The 22,325-nt window shown below is 36.4% G+C and carries 23 protein-coding genes; 4 read left to right on the forward strand and 19 right to left on the reverse strand.

From position 1 onward, the window contains the following. Window positions 1-9: 9 nt before the first annotated feature. The 5 genes from ACY9Z2_RS03525 to ACY9Z2_RS03545 all read right to left on the reverse strand — a co-directional run bounded on the left by ACY9Z2_RS03525 (window position 10) and on the right by ACY9Z2_RS03545 (window position 6,598). A complete protein-coding gene (locus tag ACY9Z2_RS03525; RefSeq protein ID WP_463608216.1) occupies window positions 10-1,299 on the reverse strand; it encodes an adenylosuccinate synthase in 1,290 nt (429 codons plus the stop codon). A gap of 176 nt (window positions 1,300-1,475) precedes the next feature. After that, the gene (gene dnaB / locus ACY9Z2_RS03530; protein ID WP_463608217.1) at window positions 1,476-2,846 is read right to left on the reverse strand and encodes a replicative DNA helicase; all 1,371 of its coding nucleotides are present in this window, start codon (window positions 2,844-2,846) and stop codon (window positions 1,476-1,478) included. Between the two features lie 359 nt (window positions 2,847-3,205). Beyond that, window positions 3,206-3,652: a 50S ribosomal protein L9 gene (gene rplI / locus ACY9Z2_RS03535; protein ID WP_463608218.1), complete on the reverse strand. Its 447-nt coding sequence runs from the start codon at window positions 3,650-3,652 to the stop codon at window positions 3,206-3,208. Further along, complete coding sequence (locus ACY9Z2_RS03540) at window positions 3,649-5,622, reverse strand: DHH family phosphoesterase (RefSeq protein WP_463608219.1); 1,974 nt, start codon at window positions 5,620-5,622, stop codon at window positions 3,649-3,651. Before ACY9Z2_RS03540 ends, rplI begins: the two co-directional genes overlap by 4 nt. A 28-nt stretch (window positions 5,623-5,650) precedes the next feature. Then, complete coding sequence (locus ACY9Z2_RS03545) at window positions 5,651-6,598, reverse strand: YybS family protein (protein ID WP_463608220.1); 948 nt, start codon at window positions 6,596-6,598, stop codon at window positions 5,651-5,653. Between the two features lie 281 nt (window positions 6,599-6,879). Here ACY9Z2_RS03545 and ACY9Z2_RS03550 point away from each other — a divergent pair, with 281 nt between their 5' ends. The 4 genes from ACY9Z2_RS03550 to ACY9Z2_RS03565 are packed head-to-tail and all read left to right on the forward strand — an operon-like array spanning window position 6,880 to window position 9,476. After that, window positions 6,880-7,371 (forward strand): hypothetical protein, encoded by a 492-nt coding sequence (locus tag ACY9Z2_RS03550; RefSeq protein WP_463608221.1) that lies wholly within the window; start codon window positions 6,880-6,882, stop codon window positions 7,369-7,371. Window positions 7,372-7,381: 10 nt separating this feature from the next. After that, entirely contained in the window at window positions 7,382-8,149 is a 768-nt protein-coding gene (gene modA, locus ACY9Z2_RS03555) for a molybdate ABC transporter substrate-binding protein (protein ID WP_463608222.1), read from the forward strand. Window positions 8,150-8,167: 18 nt separating this feature from the next. Further along, window positions 8,168-8,845: a molybdate ABC transporter permease subunit gene (gene modB, locus ACY9Z2_RS03560; protein WP_463608223.1), complete on the forward strand. Its 678-nt coding sequence runs from the start codon at window positions 8,168-8,170 to the stop codon at window positions 8,843-8,845. A gap of 16 nt (window positions 8,846-8,861) precedes the next feature. Further along, window positions 8,862-9,476, forward strand: a complete 615-nt coding sequence (locus tag ACY9Z2_RS03565) for an ATP-binding cassette domain-containing protein (protein WP_463608224.1) — start codon at window positions 8,862-8,864, stop codon at window positions 9,474-9,476. A 271-nt stretch (window positions 9,477-9,747) separates the two neighbouring features. Here ACY9Z2_RS03565 and ACY9Z2_RS03570 read toward each other — a convergent pair whose 3' ends face one another. The 14 genes from ACY9Z2_RS03570 to ACY9Z2_RS03635 form a co-directional block, all read right to left on the reverse strand. After that, window positions 9,748-10,353, reverse strand: coding sequence for a hypothetical protein (locus tag ACY9Z2_RS03570; protein ID WP_463608225.1), 606 nt, complete (start codon window positions 10,351-10,353; stop codon window positions 9,748-9,750). 23 nt (window positions 10,354-10,376) lie between these two features. Next, window positions 10,377-10,928 carry a matrixin family metalloprotease gene (locus ACY9Z2_RS03575; RefSeq protein WP_463608226.1) on the reverse strand — a complete coding sequence of 184 codons (552 nt, stop codon included), beginning with the start codon at window positions 10,926-10,928 and terminating at the stop codon, window positions 10,377-10,379. A gap of 617 nt (window positions 10,929-11,545) precedes the next feature. After that, window positions 11,546-11,944: a GyrI-like domain-containing protein gene (locus ACY9Z2_RS03580; protein ID WP_463608227.1), complete on the reverse strand. Its 399-nt coding sequence runs from the start codon at window positions 11,942-11,944 to the stop codon at window positions 11,546-11,548. Between the two features lie 15 nt (window positions 11,945-11,959). Further along, complete coding sequence (locus ACY9Z2_RS03585) at window positions 11,960-12,994, reverse strand: hypothetical protein (RefSeq protein WP_463608228.1); 1,035 nt, start codon at window positions 12,992-12,994, stop codon at window positions 11,960-11,962. 11 nt (window positions 12,995-13,005) lie between these two features. Further along, complete coding sequence (locus tag ACY9Z2_RS03590; RefSeq protein WP_463608229.1) at window positions 13,006-13,419, reverse strand: VOC family protein; 414 nt, start codon at window positions 13,417-13,419, stop codon at window positions 13,006-13,008. Window positions 13,420-13,424: 5 nt separating this feature from the next. After that, window positions 13,425-13,841, reverse strand: coding sequence for a VOC family protein (locus ACY9Z2_RS03595; RefSeq protein WP_463608230.1), 417 nt, complete (start codon window positions 13,839-13,841; stop codon window positions 13,425-13,427). 66 nt (window positions 13,842-13,907) lie between these two features. Further along, the gene (locus ACY9Z2_RS03600) at window positions 13,908-14,585 is read right to left on the reverse strand and encodes an RNA polymerase sigma factor (protein WP_463608231.1); all 678 of its coding nucleotides are present in this window, start codon (window positions 14,583-14,585) and stop codon (window positions 13,908-13,910) included. Between the two features lie 191 nt (window positions 14,586-14,776). After that, on the reverse strand, window positions 14,777-15,268 hold the full coding sequence (locus ACY9Z2_RS03605; RefSeq protein WP_463608232.1) for a GyrI-like domain-containing protein: 492 nt from the start codon (window positions 15,266-15,268) through the stop codon (window positions 14,777-14,779). 66 nt (window positions 15,269-15,334) lie between these two features. After that, window positions 15,335-15,859, reverse strand: a complete 525-nt coding sequence (locus tag ACY9Z2_RS03610) for a DinB family protein (RefSeq protein WP_463608233.1) — start codon at window positions 15,857-15,859, stop codon at window positions 15,335-15,337. Between the two features lie 237 nt (window positions 15,860-16,096). After that, the gene (rpsR, locus tag ACY9Z2_RS03615; protein ID WP_089061044.1) at window positions 16,097-16,327 is read right to left on the reverse strand and encodes a 30S ribosomal protein S18; all 231 of its coding nucleotides are present in this window, start codon (window positions 16,325-16,327) and stop codon (window positions 16,097-16,099) included. 519 nt (window positions 16,328-16,846) lie between these two features. Beyond that, entirely contained in the window at window positions 16,847-17,509 is a 663-nt protein-coding gene (locus ACY9Z2_RS03620; protein WP_463608234.1) for a CadD family cadmium resistance transporter, read from the reverse strand. A gap of 227 nt (window positions 17,510-17,736) precedes the next feature. Beyond that, on the reverse strand, window positions 17,737-19,158 hold the full coding sequence (gene lpdA, locus ACY9Z2_RS03625; protein WP_463608235.1) for a dihydrolipoyl dehydrogenase: 1,422 nt from the start codon (window positions 19,156-19,158) through the stop codon (window positions 17,737-17,739). A 176-nt stretch (window positions 19,159-19,334) separates the two neighbouring features. Beyond that, window positions 19,335-21,746: a heavy metal translocating P-type ATPase gene (locus ACY9Z2_RS03630; protein WP_463608236.1), complete on the reverse strand. Its 2,412-nt coding sequence runs from the start codon at window positions 21,744-21,746 to the stop codon at window positions 19,335-19,337. After that, a complete protein-coding gene (locus ACY9Z2_RS03635) occupies window positions 21,739-22,104 on the reverse strand; it encodes an ArsR/SmtB family transcription factor (protein ID WP_463608237.1) in 366 nt (121 codons plus the stop codon). Before ACY9Z2_RS03635 ends, ACY9Z2_RS03630 begins: the two co-directional genes overlap by 8 nt. Between the last annotated feature and the right edge of the window lie 221 nt (window positions 22,105-22,325).

Below are 22,325 nucleotides of genomic sequence, written 5' to 3' on the forward strand. Positions count from 1 at the left end.
CCCTTTTTGTTATGAGCTGTATACACTTCGAACTACATTTGTTTGTGTTCTGTCAGGTCCTACCGAAAAAATGGATAATGGAATTTCCGTTAACTGGGAAATTCTCTCTAAATAATGACGAGCATTTGCAGGTAAATCATGAAGACTTTTCACACCCGTAATATCTTCTGTCCAGCCAGGCATTTCTTCATAAACTGGTTCACATTCTGCTAATACCTTTAAGCTAGCAGGAAACTCATTCATGATTTCACCTTTATATTTATAGGATACACAGATTTTCAATGTTTCAATTCCTGTTAAAACATCTAAGGAATTAAGTGATAAATCCGTAATACCACTTACTCTTCTAGCATGACGCACAACGACACTGTCAAACCAGCCAACTCGACGCGGTCTTCCAGTTGTTGTACCATATTCACGGCCAACCTCACGGATCTGATCGCCAACAGCGTCATGTAATTCTGTTGGGAATGGGCCATCACCGACGCGTGTTGTATATGCTTTTGATACACCAACAACGTGATTAATTTTTGTCGGGCCAACTCCGGAACCAATTGTTACCCCACCAGCAATTGGGTTAGAGGATGTAACAAATGGATATGTGCCTTGGTCAATATCGAGCATTACGCCTTGAGCACCTTCAAATAAAACGCGACGACCATCATCTAACGCATCATTCAGAACTACTGATGTATCCACCACATATTTCGCAATTTGTTGACCATATTCGTAGTATTCTTCTACGATCTCTTCAACATTAACTGGCTCAACCTCATATACCTTTTCAAATAAACGGTTTTTCTCATTTACATTTTGTTCAACTTTTGCACGGAACGTTTCTTTATCTAAAAGATCAGCAATTCGGATCCCCACACGAGCAGCTTTGTCCATATATGCAGGTCCAATTCCTTTTTTTGTCGTTCCGATTTTATTAATTCCTTTTTCTTCTTCTTGTAAAATATCTAATTTTAAATGATATGGCAGAATGATATGTGCCCGATTACTTACACGCAAATTATCCGTGTTAACGTTTCGCTCATGTAGATAAGCTAATTCCTCAACAAACGCCTTTGGATCAATTACCATTCCATTTCCTAATACACATGTTTTATCCGAAAAGAAAATTCCAGATGGGATTAGATGCAATTTGTACGTAATGCCATCAAACTTAATTGTATGTCCAGCGTTATTACCACCCTGGTATCTAGCAACTACTTCTGCATTCTGTGAAAGGAAATCAGTAATCTTTCCTTTTCCTTCATCTCCCCACTGTGTTCCAACTACTACTACTGAGGACATAGTGCACCTCCACTACATAATCATTTGTATTTTAATAACTAACAGCGTAATTTTATCAGTAGAGAAGGATTTAGTCAAGTTGAAACACGAACGATAGCTATTTAATTTGATATAATGTTCGTTAAAAATTTATATGTGATAAAAAAAGTACGCCTCTTAAGCTGAGACGTACTTTTCTATGCCTGTACTGCTGGCGGAATATCGCTTTCCTGATAACGATGATCAAGATCGACGAATTTGTTATATTCTTTAACAAACGCTAGCTCAACTGTTCCAACAGGGCCATTACGTTGTTTTGAAATAATAATTTCAATAATGTTTTGTTTCTCTGATTCCGAATCATAATAGTCGTCTCGGTATAAGAATCCTACGATATCGGCATCCTGCTCAATACTACCCGATTCACGTAAATCAGACATCATTGGACGCTTGTCCTGACGAGATTCAACACCACGAGAAAGCTGTGATAATGCTATTAACGGAACATTTAGTTCACGTGCTAATCCTTTTAATGAACGAGATATTTCAGAAACCTCTTGCTGTCGGTTTTCTTTTGAATTGGCACTACCTTGAATTAATTGCAAGTAGTCAATCAGAATCATCCCAAGTCCGTGTTCTTGTTTTAACCGACGACACTTGGAGCGAATTTCACTGACACGAATACCAGGTGTATCATCAATATAAATACCAGCGTTCGATAAACTTCCCATTGCCATGGTCAGTTTACTCCAATCCTCTGCTTCAAGACTTCCCGTACGTAGTCTTTGCGCATCAATGTTTCCTTCAGCACATAGCATCCTTGAGACAAGCTGTTCTGCACCCATCTCCAAACTAAAAATAGCAACATTTTCATCGGTATTAATCGCTACGTTCTGCGCAACATTTAAGGCAAAAGCCGTCTTACCAACGGAAGGTCGTGCTGCAATAATAATTAAATCGTTTGCTTGGAAGCCAGAAGTAATACGATCCAAATCGCGGAAACCAGTAGGAACACCAGTTAAATCTGCATTTTGGTGATGTAAGCTTTCAATATTATCGTACACATCAATTAGTACATCTTTAATGGCTTTAAATGCACCAGAATTTTTGCGATGTGAGACCTCAAGTATATTTTTCTCAGCTTCGTTTAACGCATCCTCAATATTGTCTTCCTTTGAAAAACTGTTTGTTACAATATCTGTCGCTGTCCGGATTAAGCGTCGTAGCACTGATTTTTCTTCAACGATTTTACTGTAGTAACCAATATTTGCAGCAGTAGGTACACTACCAGCAACATCCGTTAAATACGAAACACCGCCAACCTCGTCTAACGTTTTTGCATTTGATAAAGCGGTCGTAACCGTCACTAAATCAATTGGTTCACCTTTATCAGACAGCTTTAGCATCGTTTCATAAATGCGTTGGTGACTTGCACGGTAAAAATCTTCTGGTAGTAGCAATTCAGAGGCAGTCGAAAATGCTTCCGGCTCTAAAAAAATGGCTCCAATTACTGCCTGCTCCGCTTCAATATTATGTGGTGGTGTACGATCAGTCCATGTATCATTCATTCTAATTCCCCCTCACTTAGAGGTATATTTACATGCGTTTTTCGACGAACTAGTCCAAGGTTAGAGTCCGATGCTACTTAGCATCGGACACAGAAGCCCTTATTTTTACTTTTTACACCTGTTTTATGGGTGAAGCGGACTCAGGATACCTTATTTGGGTAATATCGGGATGAAATCAGGCTTTTTTCACTAAATAAGGTATCCTCTGTCCGCTAACAGACAAATTTGCCTCAATTTTGCCCGAATAAGGTATCCTCTGTCCGCTGATTTCAATTTTTCCAATAAATTCTTCTCAATAACAGAAAGTAATAAGAAAGGCTCACACTAAAAAGTGATAAGAGCCATCCATTTACTGCGTATTATTTTTCAGAAACGTGTACTTTTACAGAACCCGAAACTTCAGGATGCAGTTTCACTGGTACAGTCGTATACCCCAATGCCCGAATTGGTTGATCGAGTTCTATTTTACGCTTATCAATTTTATATCCATGTTCTTTCTCTAATGCTTCTGCAATTTGTTTACTCGTAATCGAGCCAAATAAACGGCCGCCATCACCTGACTTTGCTTTCAATTCTACTGTTAAATCCGCTAATTTATCTTTTAAGTCAATTGCTTCTTCTTTTTCTTGTTGTTCTAGTTGATCTTCCTTGCGCTGCTTCGCTTCTAAAGCCTTCATGTTGCCGGCATTTGCTTCTTCAGCGATGTTATTTTTTAATAGGTAGTTTCGTGCATATCCGTCAGAGACATTTTTCACTTCGCCCTTTTTGCCTTTACCTTTAACATCTTTTAGAAAAATTACTTTCACTGTACGTCTCCTCCTTCAAAATATTCCTCTAATATATCTTTTAGTAATGCTTCTGCATCATCAATCGTTGTATCTTCAATTTGTGTTGCTGCATTTGTCAGATGGCCACCGCCATTCATTTTTTCCATGATAACCTGAACATTGACATCACCTAACGATCTAGCGCTTATTCCGATTTTGCCATCACTGCGTTCAGAGATAACAAACGAAGCATTTATTCCACTCATTGTTAAAAGTGTATCAGCAGCTTGTGCGATTAGTACAGCGCCGAAGACTTCCCCATGGTCTCCTTTTGAAATAGCAATGGAGTCACGATATACTTCTGCTCGTTCAATAAGCTTACTTCGTTTTATATAAACATCTAAATCTTCTTTTAAGAATTGTTGTACAAGAATGGTGTCTGCACCTTTTGAGCGCAAATACGAAGCAGCATCAAATGTACGTGAACCGGTACGCAATGTAAAGCTTTTCGTATCAACAATAATTCCAGCCAGAAGTGCTGTTGCTTCAAGCATTTTCAGCTTTAATGATTTCGGTTGATATTCCAATAATTCTGTCACTAGTTCTGCAGTGGAAGATGCATATGGTTCCATATAAACAAGCGTTGGATTTTCAATAAATTCCTCTGCCCGACGATGATGATCAATAACCACTTTATACTCCGTTTTGTTTAATAAACGTTCATTCGAAACTAGTGCAGGTTTATGCGTATCCACTACAACAATCAGACTTCGGTTAGAAATGATATCTTCAGCTGATTCTGGGTCAATAAAGTGCTGCCATAAGGTTTCTTCTTCTTGAATTGCATCTACTAAACGATGCACACCGGTAGTTACATCATTCTGATCAAAAACGATATAACCTTCAACACCATTTGTTTTTGCGATGTTTAGAATTCCAATTGCAGCACCAATTGAATCCATGTCTGGCGCCTTATGGCCCATAATAATAACATTGTCACTTTCTTTAACGAGCTGTTTTAATGCGTGTGAAATAACTCGTGCTCTAACTCGTGTGCGTTTTTCCATTGGATTTGTTTTACCACCATAAAAACGAACTTTACCTGTGTCATCTTTAATTGCTACTTGGTCTCCACCTCGACCCAATGCTAAATCAAGACTCGATTGGGCAAGCTCACCAAGTGAAGGTAAATCTACCCCTCCAAGACCAATTCCGATACTGAGTGTAATAGGAATGTTTTGTTCAGCGTTAAGTTCTCTTACTTCATCCAATATATCAAATTTAGATTTTTCCAGTTGTTCTAGAATCTCCTTCGTACCAACCGCAATAAAGCGATCCTGCGAAGTTCGTTTAAGATACATACCATTTTCATGTGCCCAATTATTCAAAACAGATGTAACCTTTGAGTTCAACTGACTCTTGATTGTGTCATCCATGTTTTGTGTGATTTCCTCATAGTTGTCTAAGAAAATAATCGAAAGAGTCGTTTGTTCGTTATGATAAAGCTGTTGAATTTCCGTTTGAGTAGTACGATCAAATAAATATAATAATCGCTCTTCTTTTTTAATCGAGGTCTGAAATTGATAGCCTTCTAATTCAAACCAAATCTCATTTTTATTTTCTTTAATCATCGGAACTAATTCTTCCGACAACAAATTCAACGATTTGCCAACTAGCGTATCTTCTTCTGCGAAACGATTCATATAAGGATTTGCCCATTCGATAAAATAATCCTCATTGAAAAGAACAATTCCGATTGGCATTTCTAACAACGCCTCTTCGCCAACTTTACGAACACGATGAGAGAGCGTAGATATATATTCTTCTGTCTCATTCATTAACGACTTTTCTTTTTGGATACTATAGTAAAAGGATCCAAACAAAATAACCGTCATAATAAGACCTATTATCCATTGAAAATACCAAATAAATCCTAACAATATAATGGATAACAGATAAATCATCCATAAATGCCCACTAAGGGTTGGCTTATTTTGTAAATCTGGCATGGAATTCAACTCCTACACCTTAATCCTGCTATTTTTTACCTTCTGTCAAACGATCACGTAGTCGAAATCCTATATCTATTATACCTAAGATACGAACAAGATAAAGTAAAAGAAATGGAAGTAATAATGTCACAATAACAATCCCAATTGGAAATGCTTTTGACTTATTTTTTATATGTGCATAGAAAAAAATAAATGAAAACCCTTGGATTGTCATTAACATTCCCGCTAAAACAAGTACATTATTAATAGCGTGATAAAAAAGACTGGAAGGATCAAGATCAAATAGTGTTAGCATTAATGCAAAAAAGTAAATCCAAACAATGGATACAGGAAAGCGCACATTTCGAAATGGCGGAAATGCAAATTTTTTCTTTTCTAAACGATTTATTACTTTATAACCAACCCATTGGCTAACAAACGCCAAAAGTATGGCGATAAATGCAATAACGACAGGGAGTAGATCCTTAAGCATATTCATCTGCTGCTCAACTAACTCAAGCTGCTCATCCATCTGCTCACCCATGCCAACTTGTTCGGCTAAATCCTTACTCATTTCCATAGACTGGTCTATTGAACGGTCAATTTCCTCTATCCAATTTACATCAAATAACACCTGACTTATCAGAAAAACAAATAATAAACCAACGATAAATCCAAGTGTTCCTCTAGCCCATGTTTCATATGGTGAAAGCTTTTTATGCATTGCACTACCTATCATTATTCCACCTAAGCCCATTAAAACGGTAACTGGTATAGAAAGGAAGGTAGCAAATAACGATGTAAGTATGATAGCAGTGACAAACATAACGAAAGAAGGTTTCCAGTCATACTTGTGTGCAAATATAATAAAAGGAATGGGTAATAAAAATATGGCAACTAATTCTATGATAGGTACAAACACTGCTATCAACAATAGGACAATATAGATTGCCGTAAGAAGTGCACCATCTGTTATTAATTTGGATCGATTCATTTATTTTTGCACCTCATTAGTAAATTATGTTCCAGCGATTTCTTGCGTTTATTAGCTTCATCGCATACTCTTTTTTTAGTGTCATTAACATATGATAACACGATTTTTAGGTCAGATGTGAATGATTTCGATATTGCCCAATTATTTCCCGGGCAATAATTGTCGAATTCCATCGAGGAAATCAAATTGTCATCATTTTTTCAACATCGGCGTGCGACTTTGTTTGCTTTTTTTACTATAATAGATGGGGATGCTATAAAATTTTTGAAGGATGACAATTCATGACTTTTCTAAAAGCCTTTTTACATAGTATTAAATTACCAAGCAAGAACGCCGTTTTTCAACTAAACAGAATCGGGATGGACGTCACAGTGGTCTATATGTTTATACTAATGACGATTGTTGCCTTGCCTGCATTGGTAGATCGGTTGGCCAATACGAATGGTCCCGGATCTGACATGGCATTTTTCTTTATGCTAATCTATTTTTTTATGTTTTATTATTTACCTTTAACCATAATTGTTTTTGTTGTATTATCTGGAGTTGCCTATGTATTTACTTGGATTGCTAAAAGTCTCAAGCGGAAGGTGCGATTTCCTCTATTATGGAAAATGTCCGCTTATACAACAACATTGCCTTTTTTGATTTACACGATTATCGCTCTCTTATTTACGATATATGATAGCTTGTTGTGGGTATTCTTCATTTATTCTTTGGTCGTATTACTAAAAATAATTACTGTTTATCCAAAACGAAGAAAAAGAAGTGCGTAAGGAGTCTAATATGTTAAAGCAATTGTTAATGATAGGAATTCTTCTTTTATCATTAGTAGCCTGTAATAATGAATCTGAGACAAAAACAAATACCGAAATTTTTATCTCAGCTGCAGCTAGTTTATCTGGTGCACTCAAGGAAATTAGTAAGGACTTTGAGACGAAGTACCAAGATGTCAGTATTACACTAAATTTTAGTGGATCAGGAAAGTTGGCACAACAAATTCAACAGGGAGCCCCAGTTGATTTATTTTTATCGGCAGATCAACATTGGATGAATGTTCTTGAACAGAATGACCTCTTACTAGCTGACACACGAACGAATTTTATAAAAAATAAGCTTGTCTTGATTACACAGGAAGACGCTACACTTAAAGCAAATTCTTTAAATACCATTAACCCTTCGATGGTTGATAAAATAGCAATTGGAAATCCTGAAAGCGTTCCGGCAGGTAGCTATGCAAAAGAAGCAATGACTCATGCAGGTATATGGGACGAGCTCACAGAGCACTTTGTATATGCTAAAGATGTCCGGCAGGTACTTACATATGTAGAATCTGGTAATGTCGAACTTGGGTTTGTTTATAAGAGTGACCTTAAGCGTGCAAGTAGAGTCAAAGTTGTTACAACAATTGATTCTGACCTATATAAACCAATTGTCTATCCAGCTGCAGTAACATCAAATAGTGACCACCCAGAAGTAGCAAAACGATTTATAGAATACTTAAAAACAGATTCGGCACAAGTTGTTCTCGAAAAATATGGCTTTAGTAACTAGACGGGAGGTGCACCATTAATGGACTTTACTCCGCTTCTTTTATCATTAAAAATTGCTGGTATTGCTACTAGCATCGTATTTGTATTCGGAATTCTTTTTGCTCGAATACTTGCACGCGCCCAATTTGCTGGTAAGCGCATTATCGAATCGTTGTTAATGCTTCCATTAGTGCTGCCACCTACTGTTGTTGGTTTTGGCTTATTGTATCTGTTTGGAAATAACGGACCGATTGGTGGCTTTTTTCAAAGTGCTTTTCATTTTCAAGTAGTCTTCACTTGGATAGGAGCTGTAATAGCTGCAACTGTCGTAGCGTTTCCTTTAATGTATCAAAGTGCATCCGCAGCATTTCATACATATGATCCTTCTATAGAAAATGCAGCCTATACACTTGGCGCATCTAAATGGCGTGTGTTTTGGACGGTATCCTTTCCACTCGCATGGCCAGGGCTATTAGCAGGAGTTGTATTAACCTTTGCTCGAGCGCTTGGTGAATTTGGCGCTACACTAATGATTGCGGGATTTATTCCAGGTAAAACCAATACGATTCCGTTAGCTATTTACTTCGCTGTTGAATCTGGCAACACAGATATGGCTGTATTTTGGGTTATCAGTATGATTATTATCGGGTTTTCTGCCATTCTATGGCTTAACTGGTGGAGCGGGAAAAACATATTGCGATTTACAAGTGATAAATAATGTGGAGGTATACGGGATGCTTCAAGTAGCAATAAGTAAAAAGTTGAAAAATTTCACATTAGAAATGGCATTTCACGTAGATAACGAAATTGCTGTCTTGTTCGGTCCCTCTGGTTCTGGTAAAACAACTGTTTTAAACTGTATCGCTGGTCTTACCAAACCAGATAAAGGCAAGATTACATTGAACAATAGCATTCTTTTTCAGGAGGACGAAAAACCTTTACCTATACAAAGGCGTGAAATTGGATACGTATTTCAAGATTATGCTCTCTTCCCACATATGACCGTTGAAAAAAATATTCGCTACGGCATAAAAGATGAGCCATTAGTGGATATATTAGTAGATGCTGTCGGAATTAAAAATTTAATGGATCATTATCCGAAGCATATTTCTGGTGGAGAGAAGCAACGAGTTGCATTGGTTCGTGCACTAGCTTCAAAACCAAATGCTCTATTACTCGATGAACCATTTTCATCCTTAGATGGAAAAACACGAAATGAATGCCATAATGAATTAGTGCGATTACACCAATTATGGGAAATTCCTGTTATTTTGGTCACGCATGATCATGCAGAAGCTAAAAAAGTTGGGGATCAAATGCTGTTGATAGAAAATGGAAAATTAAGATAAGGAATAACTAACGGATGTTATGTCTTTTAATGTTCCAATCATAAATTCAGTAGTAAGTGTTGATAGTATTTGAATTTTTTTACCTTGCACGAACAGGTATATGCAGACGCCTTGTGACAATCCGTTCTAATTGACCATGATTGAGTATTATAGCAATTGGAGTATATAATACCTCAAATCTCACCTAAACGGAGAACAGATTATTCGTAGACTTTAACAAAAAAGGGCAACTACAAAAGGTTGATAAGCGGCCTTCTGTAATTGCTCTAATTTAATTGTCTAAGGCATCTTCAGTTAGAGTTGGTATAGAATCAGTAGCTATATTATTATAATATTCTTGATTCCCATTTTTCTTTGTATTTTGTTTTTTATAGACGTGGTTAATATTAGAAAAATAAAACTGACCATTGATTTCATCCAAAAATAGTAAATATTCACCAGATTCAAATGAAATAACCTCATCCAGTGGGGCTAACTCATCAACGAGTTGTCCGTCTTTAATCTGTTGAAAACCTACTGGATAAACAAATTTAATTTCATCTCCCTTTTTATATTTGGTACCATTTGAGTCTTTGAAATTTTTATTCACAGTCCCTGTGAAAATTCTACGGACAAGATATAAATCAAACTCTTTATCTTCAACTACCATATCAGTATCGAAGTTTTCATCAACTGTCGCATTTACAATCAAATCTGAATTTTTCTTTAGCGATTTAAAGTCTTTTTCTGCAGAAACTTTAAGGCCAACCCCAGAGTCTGTACTATCATTTGTACTTTGACTTACTGGTTGTTGCGAATGGTTAAAATAGGCTATTCCGGCTATACAACCAATAATTACAGTGAAGGATAAAAGTAAAATTTTTGTTGTTTTTCTCATTTTAACTTGCATCTCCTTATCTTTTAGTATTTACGCGCTAATTCCGATTTATCATATGATGTAGGATACACATAATCTAAAGTTGTTGATTTATTCATTACTGAGGCTCTTGAGGTATGTAGTAAACCTAATATGTGCCCCATTTCATGTAAAAAGACAGATGTTTTTTGATTTGTGGTTAAATTATCCACTTTAGAAGAGTATACTCTAATTTTACCAGATGCTGCTCTTCCGCTAGCATTATCTTCTAAAAAGTTACCGTTTGAATCATATGTTAATGCGTATCCGTAAAAACCATTTATGTCAGAAGGAGCATGACTTACATGTACCTCATTATATTGGCTGTAATTTGATTTGAAGATTGGATAAATTGCTGCACCACTAACAGCTCTCCATCTATCTGCAGCATTGTCAATTGCTGTATTATAGGATGTTGTAGAAGTAACATTGTCAATTAATATATACTTTCCAGATGGCCAACTCCAAGGAGTAATTGCTGCACTGACACTATATGAAAAAAATGCTGATACAAATAATATAAGTGAACATAATAATGATACTCTCAATTTTTTCATTATTCTACACCTCTCTAAATGTGAATTTTGTTATCGAACAAATATTTCTTTAACATTCTTTTATGATTCATAAAAAATACCGCCAAGCTTGCAATCTTCATTACTGCAACTGTTCTGTCTAGCAAGCATAATATACCTTACAAATACAATAGTCGTGTAGCTAATCATAGGAGCAGTTTTGGAATTCTGAAACCAGCCTAAATATAAAAAATAAAATGGCTGTATTGAATGTTGGGGAAATTTACAAAACAAGGAAAACGTAAAAAGAAATATTTATAACTGGTTTTTTTATCCCCTCTTTTTTACTTTTAATTATTATGTAACTAATTGAAACTTGCTAAAGGTACATAACATTTTTAGAAGAATAAAAAAGTGGGAAAGAACTCACCCCTTCATAATATATATTTGTTAAAATACTAAAACTAAAACTGTGTCTTTCTAAGCTGTGTAATTAATTACTTGTAGCATACCACAATATTAATTATTCGTTATTGGGAAAGTATGACGTATTTCGACAATTTTCGTCCCTAATTTTGTGGTTTAATAGAACTAACTTTCCTATAACAGGAAAGTTTTGCTAAGAAATTACTAATTTCTTAAACGTTTCAGAATAACCATCATTTGTAATTAAACTCTTTAATCATTAGTCTTCTTTCGTACTCCGATTCCTCAATAGCTTGATGCATTTTTCCATAAGCCTCATGAATTTTCCATGGAATGCCGTTATGATCGATTGTGGCATATTGCTGTGGAGGTATAACGATTGCATCCATTCCATTAGGAACATCGCTTACTTCTGAAACCTCTACACATTTCCAATAACCATCCTGTTCTTTATTGGCATCAACCATATGGATGCCAATGAACACATTGGGATTTATTTTATTTGCTATTTCATCTAAACGTTTATGCATAGTATCGACTACTGCTGGTATTTTTTCCTGATATTCCTCTAGAGTAGGGCAAACCAATCGGATACCCACTAGTTTCGTTTCATCTCTACTAACCACTTTCATGTCACTATCTTCCTTTCATTGATTAATAGTTTCTTTTTTCAAGGCATGGTGAATTTCTCTCAATGCTTGCAGCCCCTCTTTTTCAGCATCTCTTGCTTCTTTTACTAGTTGTGACGCTTCCTGACTCGTTTCATTTATTCCAACTGGGGCAAGAGGCTGACGCCAAGGGTATAGCTCTTCAGCTTCTTTCAAACGTTCGGAAACAGTTTGATAGGCTTTTATTGCTTGTTTAATAAGATCTTTTGAAACTCCGTCAATTTCTTTGGCGACTTCATTCAAGAATTTTGGAGCAAGTGATCGTGCTTCGGCATAAATATCGAAATTATAACCTAAATGCTTACCAATTGCTGTTCCGTTTTCCAAGGCTTGAATAATGTTATCGTAAGCGTCCAATCCAACTTCACAGTTTTTATAAACCCAATCACGGTGATCCGTAATATGAAAAACAAAATCTAGCATTTGTAGGAAAGCTTTCGTTACATTTTCTTCTTTCGGCCCAGGTTCAACCCAATGGAGATCATAGAATCGCGCAGATTCATCTACATTACCTTCTGCACGCTGAATTTTACAGCCTTCACAAGGGCACAGTTTTTGACCAAGCTTTTGCCAAGGAATACTTTCTAAGCCTCGTTGGTGCCAGCCATGGGATAAATAACCTTCTTCATTATATCCATAGATGATAGCATGTTCATGCTGTTCCTCTAGCTCAAAGCTAAAACAAGGGAATCCATTATCGATGGCACGCTTTGTATGCTCCCATGCAGAAAACAGTAAGGTATCTCGATTAACTGGATCTTCCACTCGATGGATGCCGCGCACGTGGACTCCTAAATTTTCAACCAATCGGTAAACCATCCCTGGTTCATATCCATAAGCAACTGCGTTAGTTGATACATTCTTATCAGTTGCTATTATAAACGCAACACCGCTCATGCCGTATAACCATTCATCCGAAACATCAATGTTTAAATAATCCAGACAGGACTTAATACTTCCAATAAGTGTATGATCTTGATAGGAAAAAGCTAAATGATCCAACGTCTTTGCCATTTTATCTCCTCCTAATTAAATTCACGATAATAAGGTGATTGGCCAGGTTTATCCCGAACTGCACTAAAAGAATTGCCATCAGGGTCGAAAAAATCAAACCCTACCATATCTCCATAATCAGTGACATCTGTTACCTGTACACCATTCTTTTTTAATTGTTCATGCATCTTATAAACATCTTCTGGCTCAAAGTTGTAATAGCAATTTCGAAAATCACTTTGGTCTGATACTTCAAAATCAGTTGGTTGTTTTCGTTGCACCTTTACAAGTCCAATATGTGCTTCTCCATGTTCAAAAGATAATCCAGCATCACTATCGTTATACCACCTATTGATTAACTGTAGATGCAGCTGTTTGGTGTACCATTCTATAGAACGATCCAAATTGGTTACAGGAATAAAGATTCCACCAACCCTCATCTTCATCTATTTCAGCTCTCCTTCGCTTTTACATAATTGTCATTATACTTAATGTCTTCTAATGGAAATTCCTTAAATGTAACGACGCCAAGCTCGTTTCCACTTGGATCTTCAAATTTAAAGAACCGCATCCCACCTTCACTGTGGACGTCACCAACGCTTACACCTTTGTCTTGCAAAAAATGATGGAAGCCATCAACATCCTCCGTGTAAAAATTAAACTGGGGGGACGACGACTTTCCCGCATCTTCACTCTTATAAAGTGACAGTCCCGTTTGCAGTGGCCATGGCTGATCAAAACGAAAGCCTACACCAAACTGGTCCCGGTGTACCACTACTAAGCCGAACATACGTTGATACCACTCCATTGATGTTTCAATGTCCTTGACTGGAATAAAAACGCCATCAATACGCTTTATGTAACTCACAATATTCCTCCTTTCACCTTTTTCACTTCTATAACAGAACACATTACGAAAAAGATACGGTCTAATTTAATTTTTTTGAAAAACCGTAAATTTATTTCCATCAGGATCTTCAAATGCAAAATAGAAACCATCCACCTGGTATGTTTGTTGCACAGAAATTCCATTAGCCAATAGTTCATGGTAAGCGTGAACAACTTCTTGTGGTTTTCCTAGCTTAATAGCTTCAAGAAAGAGTTGTATTAAGTTTTGATTATCCTTTTTAGTGTTTTTATTCTGATGATAGCTTTTCTTAAGTGTTGTTCGTGCTCGATGCAGTGCTGCTTTTACAGCCCCAGGGGTCATTTCTAACATAGTTGCGGTTTCTTTGGAGGAGAAGGTGAAGGCATCTATTAGTAAAACTACAGCAGCCTGCCTAATGGGAAGTTTGTGCACTAATTCTTCTATTGCACTATAGACGTCAAAGTCAACAGGTACAGTATCAATAAAGAGATTATCATCATATGTATCTAGAACGATATTTCGTTTTCGACATATATCAATCCACGTATTGGTTGCGATTTTAAAAAGATAAGCCTTTGCATTTTTCATGCTGCCCCATCTATCACTATATTTTAGAGCCTTTACCATTGTTTCTTGAAAAAGATCATCACCTTCCCAAGGAACACCAGCTAGTTTGTGGCAGTAGCCTTTCAACTGATCTTGGTATTCGGAAAGTAACTGACTATAAAGTTGTTCTGGGTTCATTTTGTTTACCCCCATATCGGTAAAAATTAATCGTACTTAATCTGTTCGCCAGACATTACTCAATTCCTTTATTAAATAGAAAAAATGGTTTATCGCCAAGACTTAGTTGCACTTATGCAGTAAGAAAGATCTATATTTTGTTACCTGCAAAAAAAGAAGTATCAACATTTTTCATTGATACTTCTGTATTTCTATTGTTTCACCGGAATCATAATTGTAAATTTTGGATCTTTATCATATGGGTCCTGGCTCATCGGGTATTTTTCAAAATGAGTCAATTCATTTACATTGTTTTCTTTTAAACCTTCTTTTTCAATCCATATGTACATGTTGTTATAAGACTGCTCAATGCTTTGCCCTTTGTGATGTTCACATGTAGCATAGGATAAAGTTGGTACACTGACACTTACCATTCCCTCCGGTACATTTTCTACTGATTCAACCTCGACAACAGCATAATGTGTAAACCCATTTCCGTTCAGCGTCGCATGATAGGATAACCCTAACAATGTTTCAGGATTAACTTTGTGTGCGATTTCCTCTAAACGATTATGCATTTGTTCATGGACCTTACGTATACCACCCGCTCCAGCTTCTTCAAAAGTCCCTTCCCATTTCAGGCCAATTGCTAGGAATCCATTTTTGGAAGTAATTTTAGCTTCATTTATTTGTTCAACTGTCATGTAAAACACTCCTTCGCATACATTTTATTACCAATAATTGTATAATAAATTTTGAAAATATCAACTTTATTTTTTTAATATTCCCAAATATGCTTCCCATGGACCAACATCAGCCCTGTATCTTTCAGCCATCACCCGAACAATTTGTGAAATATGGGTGAGATCATGTACAACCCAAGTAGAAATTAATTCTCTTAATCTAACTTCACCAAATGCTGGGTGGATTCCTATTCGCTCAAGGTGAATTTCTGGGTTAACTATTTCTTTAAGTTTATTTACGTTTTTAGCACGCATTATTTTGAAGGCTAGCAAGCTTTCATCAATCGATGTTTCTTCCACTTGATTTAAGTGTGAGAAACGATCAAAGGGAGGAAATTCATTCTTTTGTTCGCTTTGTAAAATTGATTCTATTCGAGGTATCCAGTTATTTTTTTCACACTCAATTAAATGGTCCACTACTTCTCTTGGATTCCAGGTCCCTTCACCTTCATTTGCATCCAACCACGTTCTAGACAAACCCAATAAAAAGCTTTCCAGTGTTTGCGGGGTACGTTCCAATACTTCAATCGCTTCATTTATAGTGAAATTCATGCAGACATTCCTTTCTTATTTTTTATACTAAAAAACTACCACAGATAGTGTAACTGTGGTAGCAAAATTTTCATTAAGACAGTGCATTAGATTATAATAAGTTGGCTTTAGAAAACTTGCTTATCGCCAAACTTTGATGGCGAAAGCCTTCGTTGCTATTATACTGATATCCATAAAACGTACTTTTCTATCAGTGCAAAAAAACCTTTCCCCCATGTGGAAGAAAGGTTTTTACGTTTACTCAGTTACGAAAGGCAATAATGCCATTGTACGAGCACGTTTGATTGCTTTTGTAAGTTTACGTTGATATTTTGCAGAAGTTCCAGTTACACGACGAGGAAGAATTTTTCCACGCTCAGAAATGAAACGTCTTAGCAAGTCAACATCTTTGTAATCGATGTGTGTAATTCCGTTTGCTGTGAAATAGCACACTTTACGACGCTTTGCACGTCCGCGACGAGCTGCCATGTATACCCCTCCTTTTCAATTTAGAAAGGTAATTATGTTAACTGTTTCGTGTGTAATCTACCATTTAAACCCTTTAATACAGGGATTTACTGTTTCCTAATCAACATAACTGTGTATTCTTCATTCCCCTCTATGATTTTTATTTTACTTTCATCCCGTTTATCAACCTACAAATCATTAATCTCTAATAACGCAAAAAAATGCAGTCATTGGATTAAATGATAAGAACACATAAGTATAGTGTTCACATCAGTCCAAAGACTGCATTTTTTATAAGAACCCGCTAATCAATTAATGATTGCAAAAAAGTTAAAAACGAAATGGTTATAAAATTAGATTATCATAATAATCATTAATGTCAATAAATTATACTAATAGGGGTACAGCCAACATTTCGGAAATTTTGTACGCTAAGCAAAATATAGATGAGCGTATCCATAGAATTATTTGTCAGAGGATAAATATTTACTCTAAATATCAAAGTCCCTACTGTAAATCAGAGGGACTTTTGAGAAATTTTTAATTCACTAAACTCAAAATGGCGCGGAAAGTTTCGTTCTCCACCATAATATATATTCCTAATCCTATAAACACAATTGGAATAATCCAGCGGCCGTATTTCTCAAGTGTTTCAGAAACATATCTGAACCTTGCTAGACGATAGCCAATTAAACACCAGACAGCAACCATTATAAAGAAAGTAACAACTGTAATTATTAGTTGGTTGTTATTTAAAGTAGAAAAGAATGGAACATAAATTCCAATATTGTCTCCGCCATTGGCGAATGTGATAAAGGCTACACTTAAATAGAACTTATTAAATTTGTTTAAGCTGGAAAGAATGTTACCTTCATCCTCATCTTCACCCTTTATAAAGAGTTTTACTCCTAGAAATATCGGTATTAGTCCTAGCAAACCTACCCACTGATCAGGAATGAGTGTTACTCCAAATGTTGCTAAGAGACTGATTAAAACTAAAAGTGCAAAACCAAGATATTGGCCAATGACTATATCTCTTGGATAAATACGGTTTCCTTTCGACTCCATGCTAACTATTCCACTGTTACCCGTTTTAGCTTGTGACCTTGCTTGAGAGAACAGTAACATCAAGACAAAAATATCATCAACATTGGTTACTATAAAAGAACCTAAAGCAGAGAGAATAGTTAAAATTAAATTCATTTATATCAACTCCTTCATCGTTCATAAACAGTCAGAAAAACGATTGGATATATTTCATAATTTATATTAACCCAGTTCATTAGAAATTCATGAATAGTGATTAAACCATACCATCCGGAATTTTATACAGTAATGCACCCACAATACAAAATGTGCATGAATCTCCAACCATTAATAAAAAATTCAACCTGCACTTATGAAAAAGTGCAGGTCGGCCTGCATTCACATTATTGTTTTTTATTCAACGTATGTATAGCATGTCCCATCACACCTTCTGCAGCCTCCATAAGTGGCTCCGGCAAGGTTGGATGAGCATGAATCGTAAGGCTAAGATCTTCCGCATTTGCCCCAGCCTCAATCGCAAAAACAGCCTCTGCAATTAGAGAGGATACATCTGGTCCTACCATCTGTACTCCTAACACTCTTTTCGTATTCTTTTCGGCTACAACTTGTACAAAGCCATCTGCATCCGAGACAGATAACGCCCTAGCATTTGCTTGGAATGGAAAACGACTGGATACTGTTTCGAATCCTTTTTCCTTTGCTTCCTTCTCTGTTAAACCTGTATAGGCTACTTCAGGATCGCTGAAGATAACAAAAGGCATCGCTTGAAAATCAATCACACTGTTTTGACCACTGATCACTTCTGCTGCTATCTTCGCTTCATAACTAGCCTTATGAGCAAGGAGGTCACCACCAGCACAATCCCCTATTGCATAAACATGGTCAACGTTTGTTTGACATTTGTTATTTATCTTAATAAAACCTCGTTCGTCTAACTCTACTCCGATATTTTCTAGACCGATTTTTCCTGTGTTTGGTTTTCTCCCAATAGAAACTAAGCAATAATCACCTTGAATATTTTCTTTCTTTCCATCAACTTGAACATGAACGTTAACTTCATCCCCTGTATTTTCCCCACCTTGAACTAGCGCATCTGTTATAACAGTAACTCCAAGTTCCTTTAAATGACGTTTTACCGTTTTTGTTAGGATAGGATCCGTCCCGGACAAAATTGTATCCGATCCCTCAAGGATCGTCACTTTTGCCCCAAACTTTGCATAAGCAGTACCCAACTCTAAACCGATATAACCACCACCTACCACAACCAAATGATTAGGTACTTCCTGTAGCTGCAATGCCTCCGTTGAAGAAATAATTCTTTTTTGATCAAATGGCATACTTTTTAACTCGACTGGCAAGGAACCTATTGCAAGAATTAAATCTTTGTAGGAAAAATTCTGTTCTTCGGCCTCTATTTTTATTTTTGCAATATTTGCTTTAGTGAGATAGGCTTTCCCACTAATGACCTCTACACCATTTCCTTTTAACAAGGTGCGAATCCCATTTTTTAAATTGTTCACGATACCGTCTTTCCAATTTACTACTTCCGGCATATCAACTTGAACATCGCCCGAAACCTTAATGCCCATTGCGTTGGCATCCTTAACGTGTTTGACTCGTTCAGAGGCACTAATTAGTGCCTTTGATGGTATACAGCCACGATTGAGACAAACCCCTCCAAGCTCGGCCTTATCAACCAAGACCACCTTTTTTCCTAACTGTGCTGCACGTATAGCCGCCACATAACCTCCAGACCCTGCTCCTATTACTAATAGATCTACATCTTTTTTTACTTCTTTGGTCATCCTAAATTCCTCCTTTTGGGAAATATTTGAGTGATATGTACCATATATAAAAAAACCTTTTTCTTACTTTTACCTATTTTACTTCCCTTATTAGACTAAACTCTAAATTTATAAACAATAACCCATATTTTGATGAAAAGGGCTTTCCAGAATATAAATGGAAAGCCCTTTTACCTCTATTCCTTCACTCGCATTAGTCGTAAACCATTTAAGGCTACAAGTAGAGTTGCACCCATATCTGAAATAATAGCAATCCAAAGTGTTAACCAACCCGGTATAACTAATAATAAGGCAATAAATTTAATAGCTAGCGCAAAGCCTATGTTTGCCTTAATTATATTTAACGATTTACGGCTTAGTTTTACCGTAAAAGGAAGTTTTGTTAAATCGTCGCCCATTAGGGCAATGTCTGCCGTTTCTAGTGCTGTATCAGTGCCAGCACCTCCCATTGCTATTCCAACAGTAGAAGCAGCTAATGCAGGGGCATCATTGACGCCATCTCCAACCATGGCTACATTGCTGTATTGAGATCTAAATTGTTTAATATAATCTAATTTATCCTGGGGCATCAGTTCAGCCTGAACATCCGATACTCCCACATGACTACCAATCGCACGCGCAGTACTTTTGTTATCACCTGTAAGCATAATAGTATTTTTAATGCCTAGTTGATGTAGTTTTTGAATGACTTCTTTACTTGATTCACGTACTTCATCAGCTACGGCAATAACAGCAAATATTTCTTTGTCAGTTCCAACAATCATAGCAGTTTTTCCTTGATTTTGAAGTGTAGTAACTTTTCCCTCTAAATTCTTATCAAAACTAGAGTTTGACAATTCCTTAAATAGTTTTGGACTTCCAATATAATAGGTCGTTCCGTCTACAATACCCTTAATTCCTTTTCCTGTAATGGAAGAGAAGTCATCTACCACAACATCTGAATAAGAAATATTCGCCTCTTCTGCTCTTTTCATGATTGCTGATGCAAGAGGGTGCTGAGAACGATACTCTAATGCAGTAATGATGGATAGCATTTCATTTTCATCTATCTGTTTGTTGTTCAACACGTTAAAATCAGTTACAACAGGAACTCCTTTTGTTAGTGTACCCGTTTTATCAAATGCTATGGCTTTTAAGGCGCCCATTTCTTCTAAATAAACGCCACCTTTTATAAGAACACCTTTTTTCGCTGCATTCCCGATAGCCGATACAATCGAAATCGGAGTAGAAATAACCAATGCACAAGGACAGCCTACAACTAAAACAGCTAAACCTTGATAAACCCATGTTTCCCAACTACCACCAAAGAATAGTGGCGGGACTACCGCAACTAACACAGCAATAATCATTATAATTGGTGTATAATATTTCGCGAATTTTTCTACAAAAGCTTGTGATGGTGCGCGTTCTCCCTGTGCTTCCTCTACAAGATGAATAATTTTTGAAATGGTTGTATCTTCTACTAGTTTAGTTATTTCTACCTCAAGTAATCCTTCTTCATTTAGAGTACCTGCAAATACCTCATCGTCAGTCGTTTTTTCAACAGGGACTGACTCACCTGTAATGGCTGCTTGATTCACAGCAGAGTACCCACTTACGACCACACCGTCCATGGCAATCTTTTGACCAGGTTTGACAATCATAATGTCTCCAACCGCAATATCATCTACATGTATCATCATCTCTTGGCCATTACGTTTAACGAGTGCCTCTTTAGGTGCAATATCCATTAATGAACGAATCGATTGTCTCGCTTTATCCATAGAAAACCGTTCTAGAGCTTCACTAATTGCAAAGAGTATGACAACAACAGAGACCTCTGCCCACTCCCCTATAATGGCACCACCTATAACAGCAACAGTCATAAGTGTTTTCATGTCAAATTCAAAGCGTAACAAGTTTTGGAAACCAACTTTAAAGAGCGATAATCCTCCTATTAACATCGATGCTACAAACAATAAAGTAGTAACAATGTTCTCATCCCCATTAACAAAGACTGAAAGATATCCGAGAACAATCAACAAGGACGAATAAAGTAAGGCACTGTGCTTTTTATAGAATGGCACTTTTTCTTCTTTTTCAACCTCTTTTTCCTGTTTAGTCTCTTGTGTAGATTGCCGTACAGTTTTTTCAGGGGCAACTTTTAGGTTCTCAAAAGCACCTGCTTTTTCTAATTCTTCTATTGTTGCTTCTCCGTATACGGAAATTTTGGATGCTCCAAAATTTACTTTTGCATCCTCAACTCCCAGAATTTGCTTAACATTTTTTTCAAATTTACCTGCACAGTTTGCGCATGAAAATCCTTCAACACGATATATATTTTTGTCTTTTTTAACCTCTTGCGGAGCCTGCGTCCTAGGTTTTTCTGGAGCCACTTTAAGGTTCTCAAAGGCACCTGCTTTTTCTAATTCTTCAACCGTTGCTTCTCCGTAAACGGAAATTTTGGATGCTCCAAAATTTACTTTTGCATCCTCAACTCCCGGAATTTTTTTAACATTTTTTTCAAATTTACCTGCACAGTTTGCACAGGAAAATCCCTCTACGCGATATACATTTTTATCCTCTAATGTTTTTACTGCTTCAGTCAACTTCAACAACCTCCTTGTGATGTGCAAAGGCTACTAGTATAAGCTGCTTAGCATGTTCATCATCTAATGAATAATAAACTAACTTTCCTTCTTTACGATATTTTGCTAAACCAAGATTTTTTAGTAATCTTAAATGATGGGATGCTGTAGCAGTTGTCGCTCCTACAATATTTGCTACATCACATACACATAAATTACCCTCTAAAGATAAAGCATATGCAACTTTAATCCTTGTATCATCTGACAAAGCTTTAAAAATTCGGGCTACTTCCAAAGGATTTTGTTCAGATAGCTTTTTTCTAACTCGCACAACCTTTTCTTCGTCCACACAAGTAACTTCACAAACACCTTTAGTCAATTTACTCATCCTCCTGCATTTTATATATTAAAATATTTATTGATTATGAAATTATCATACCTTAACTCAATAAAACAGTCAAATGATTATTTGAATATAATTTACGACTATAATGTGGAATAACAGATACCGTGTTAAAGCGTGGAACCGCCTAATGGAATTCATATAAAAAATAATAAAATCACATTAAAATGTTTTATCTTATATATTGTTTAATATGT

This window comes from Virgibacillus sp. GM2-2, from assembly GCF_055329585.1.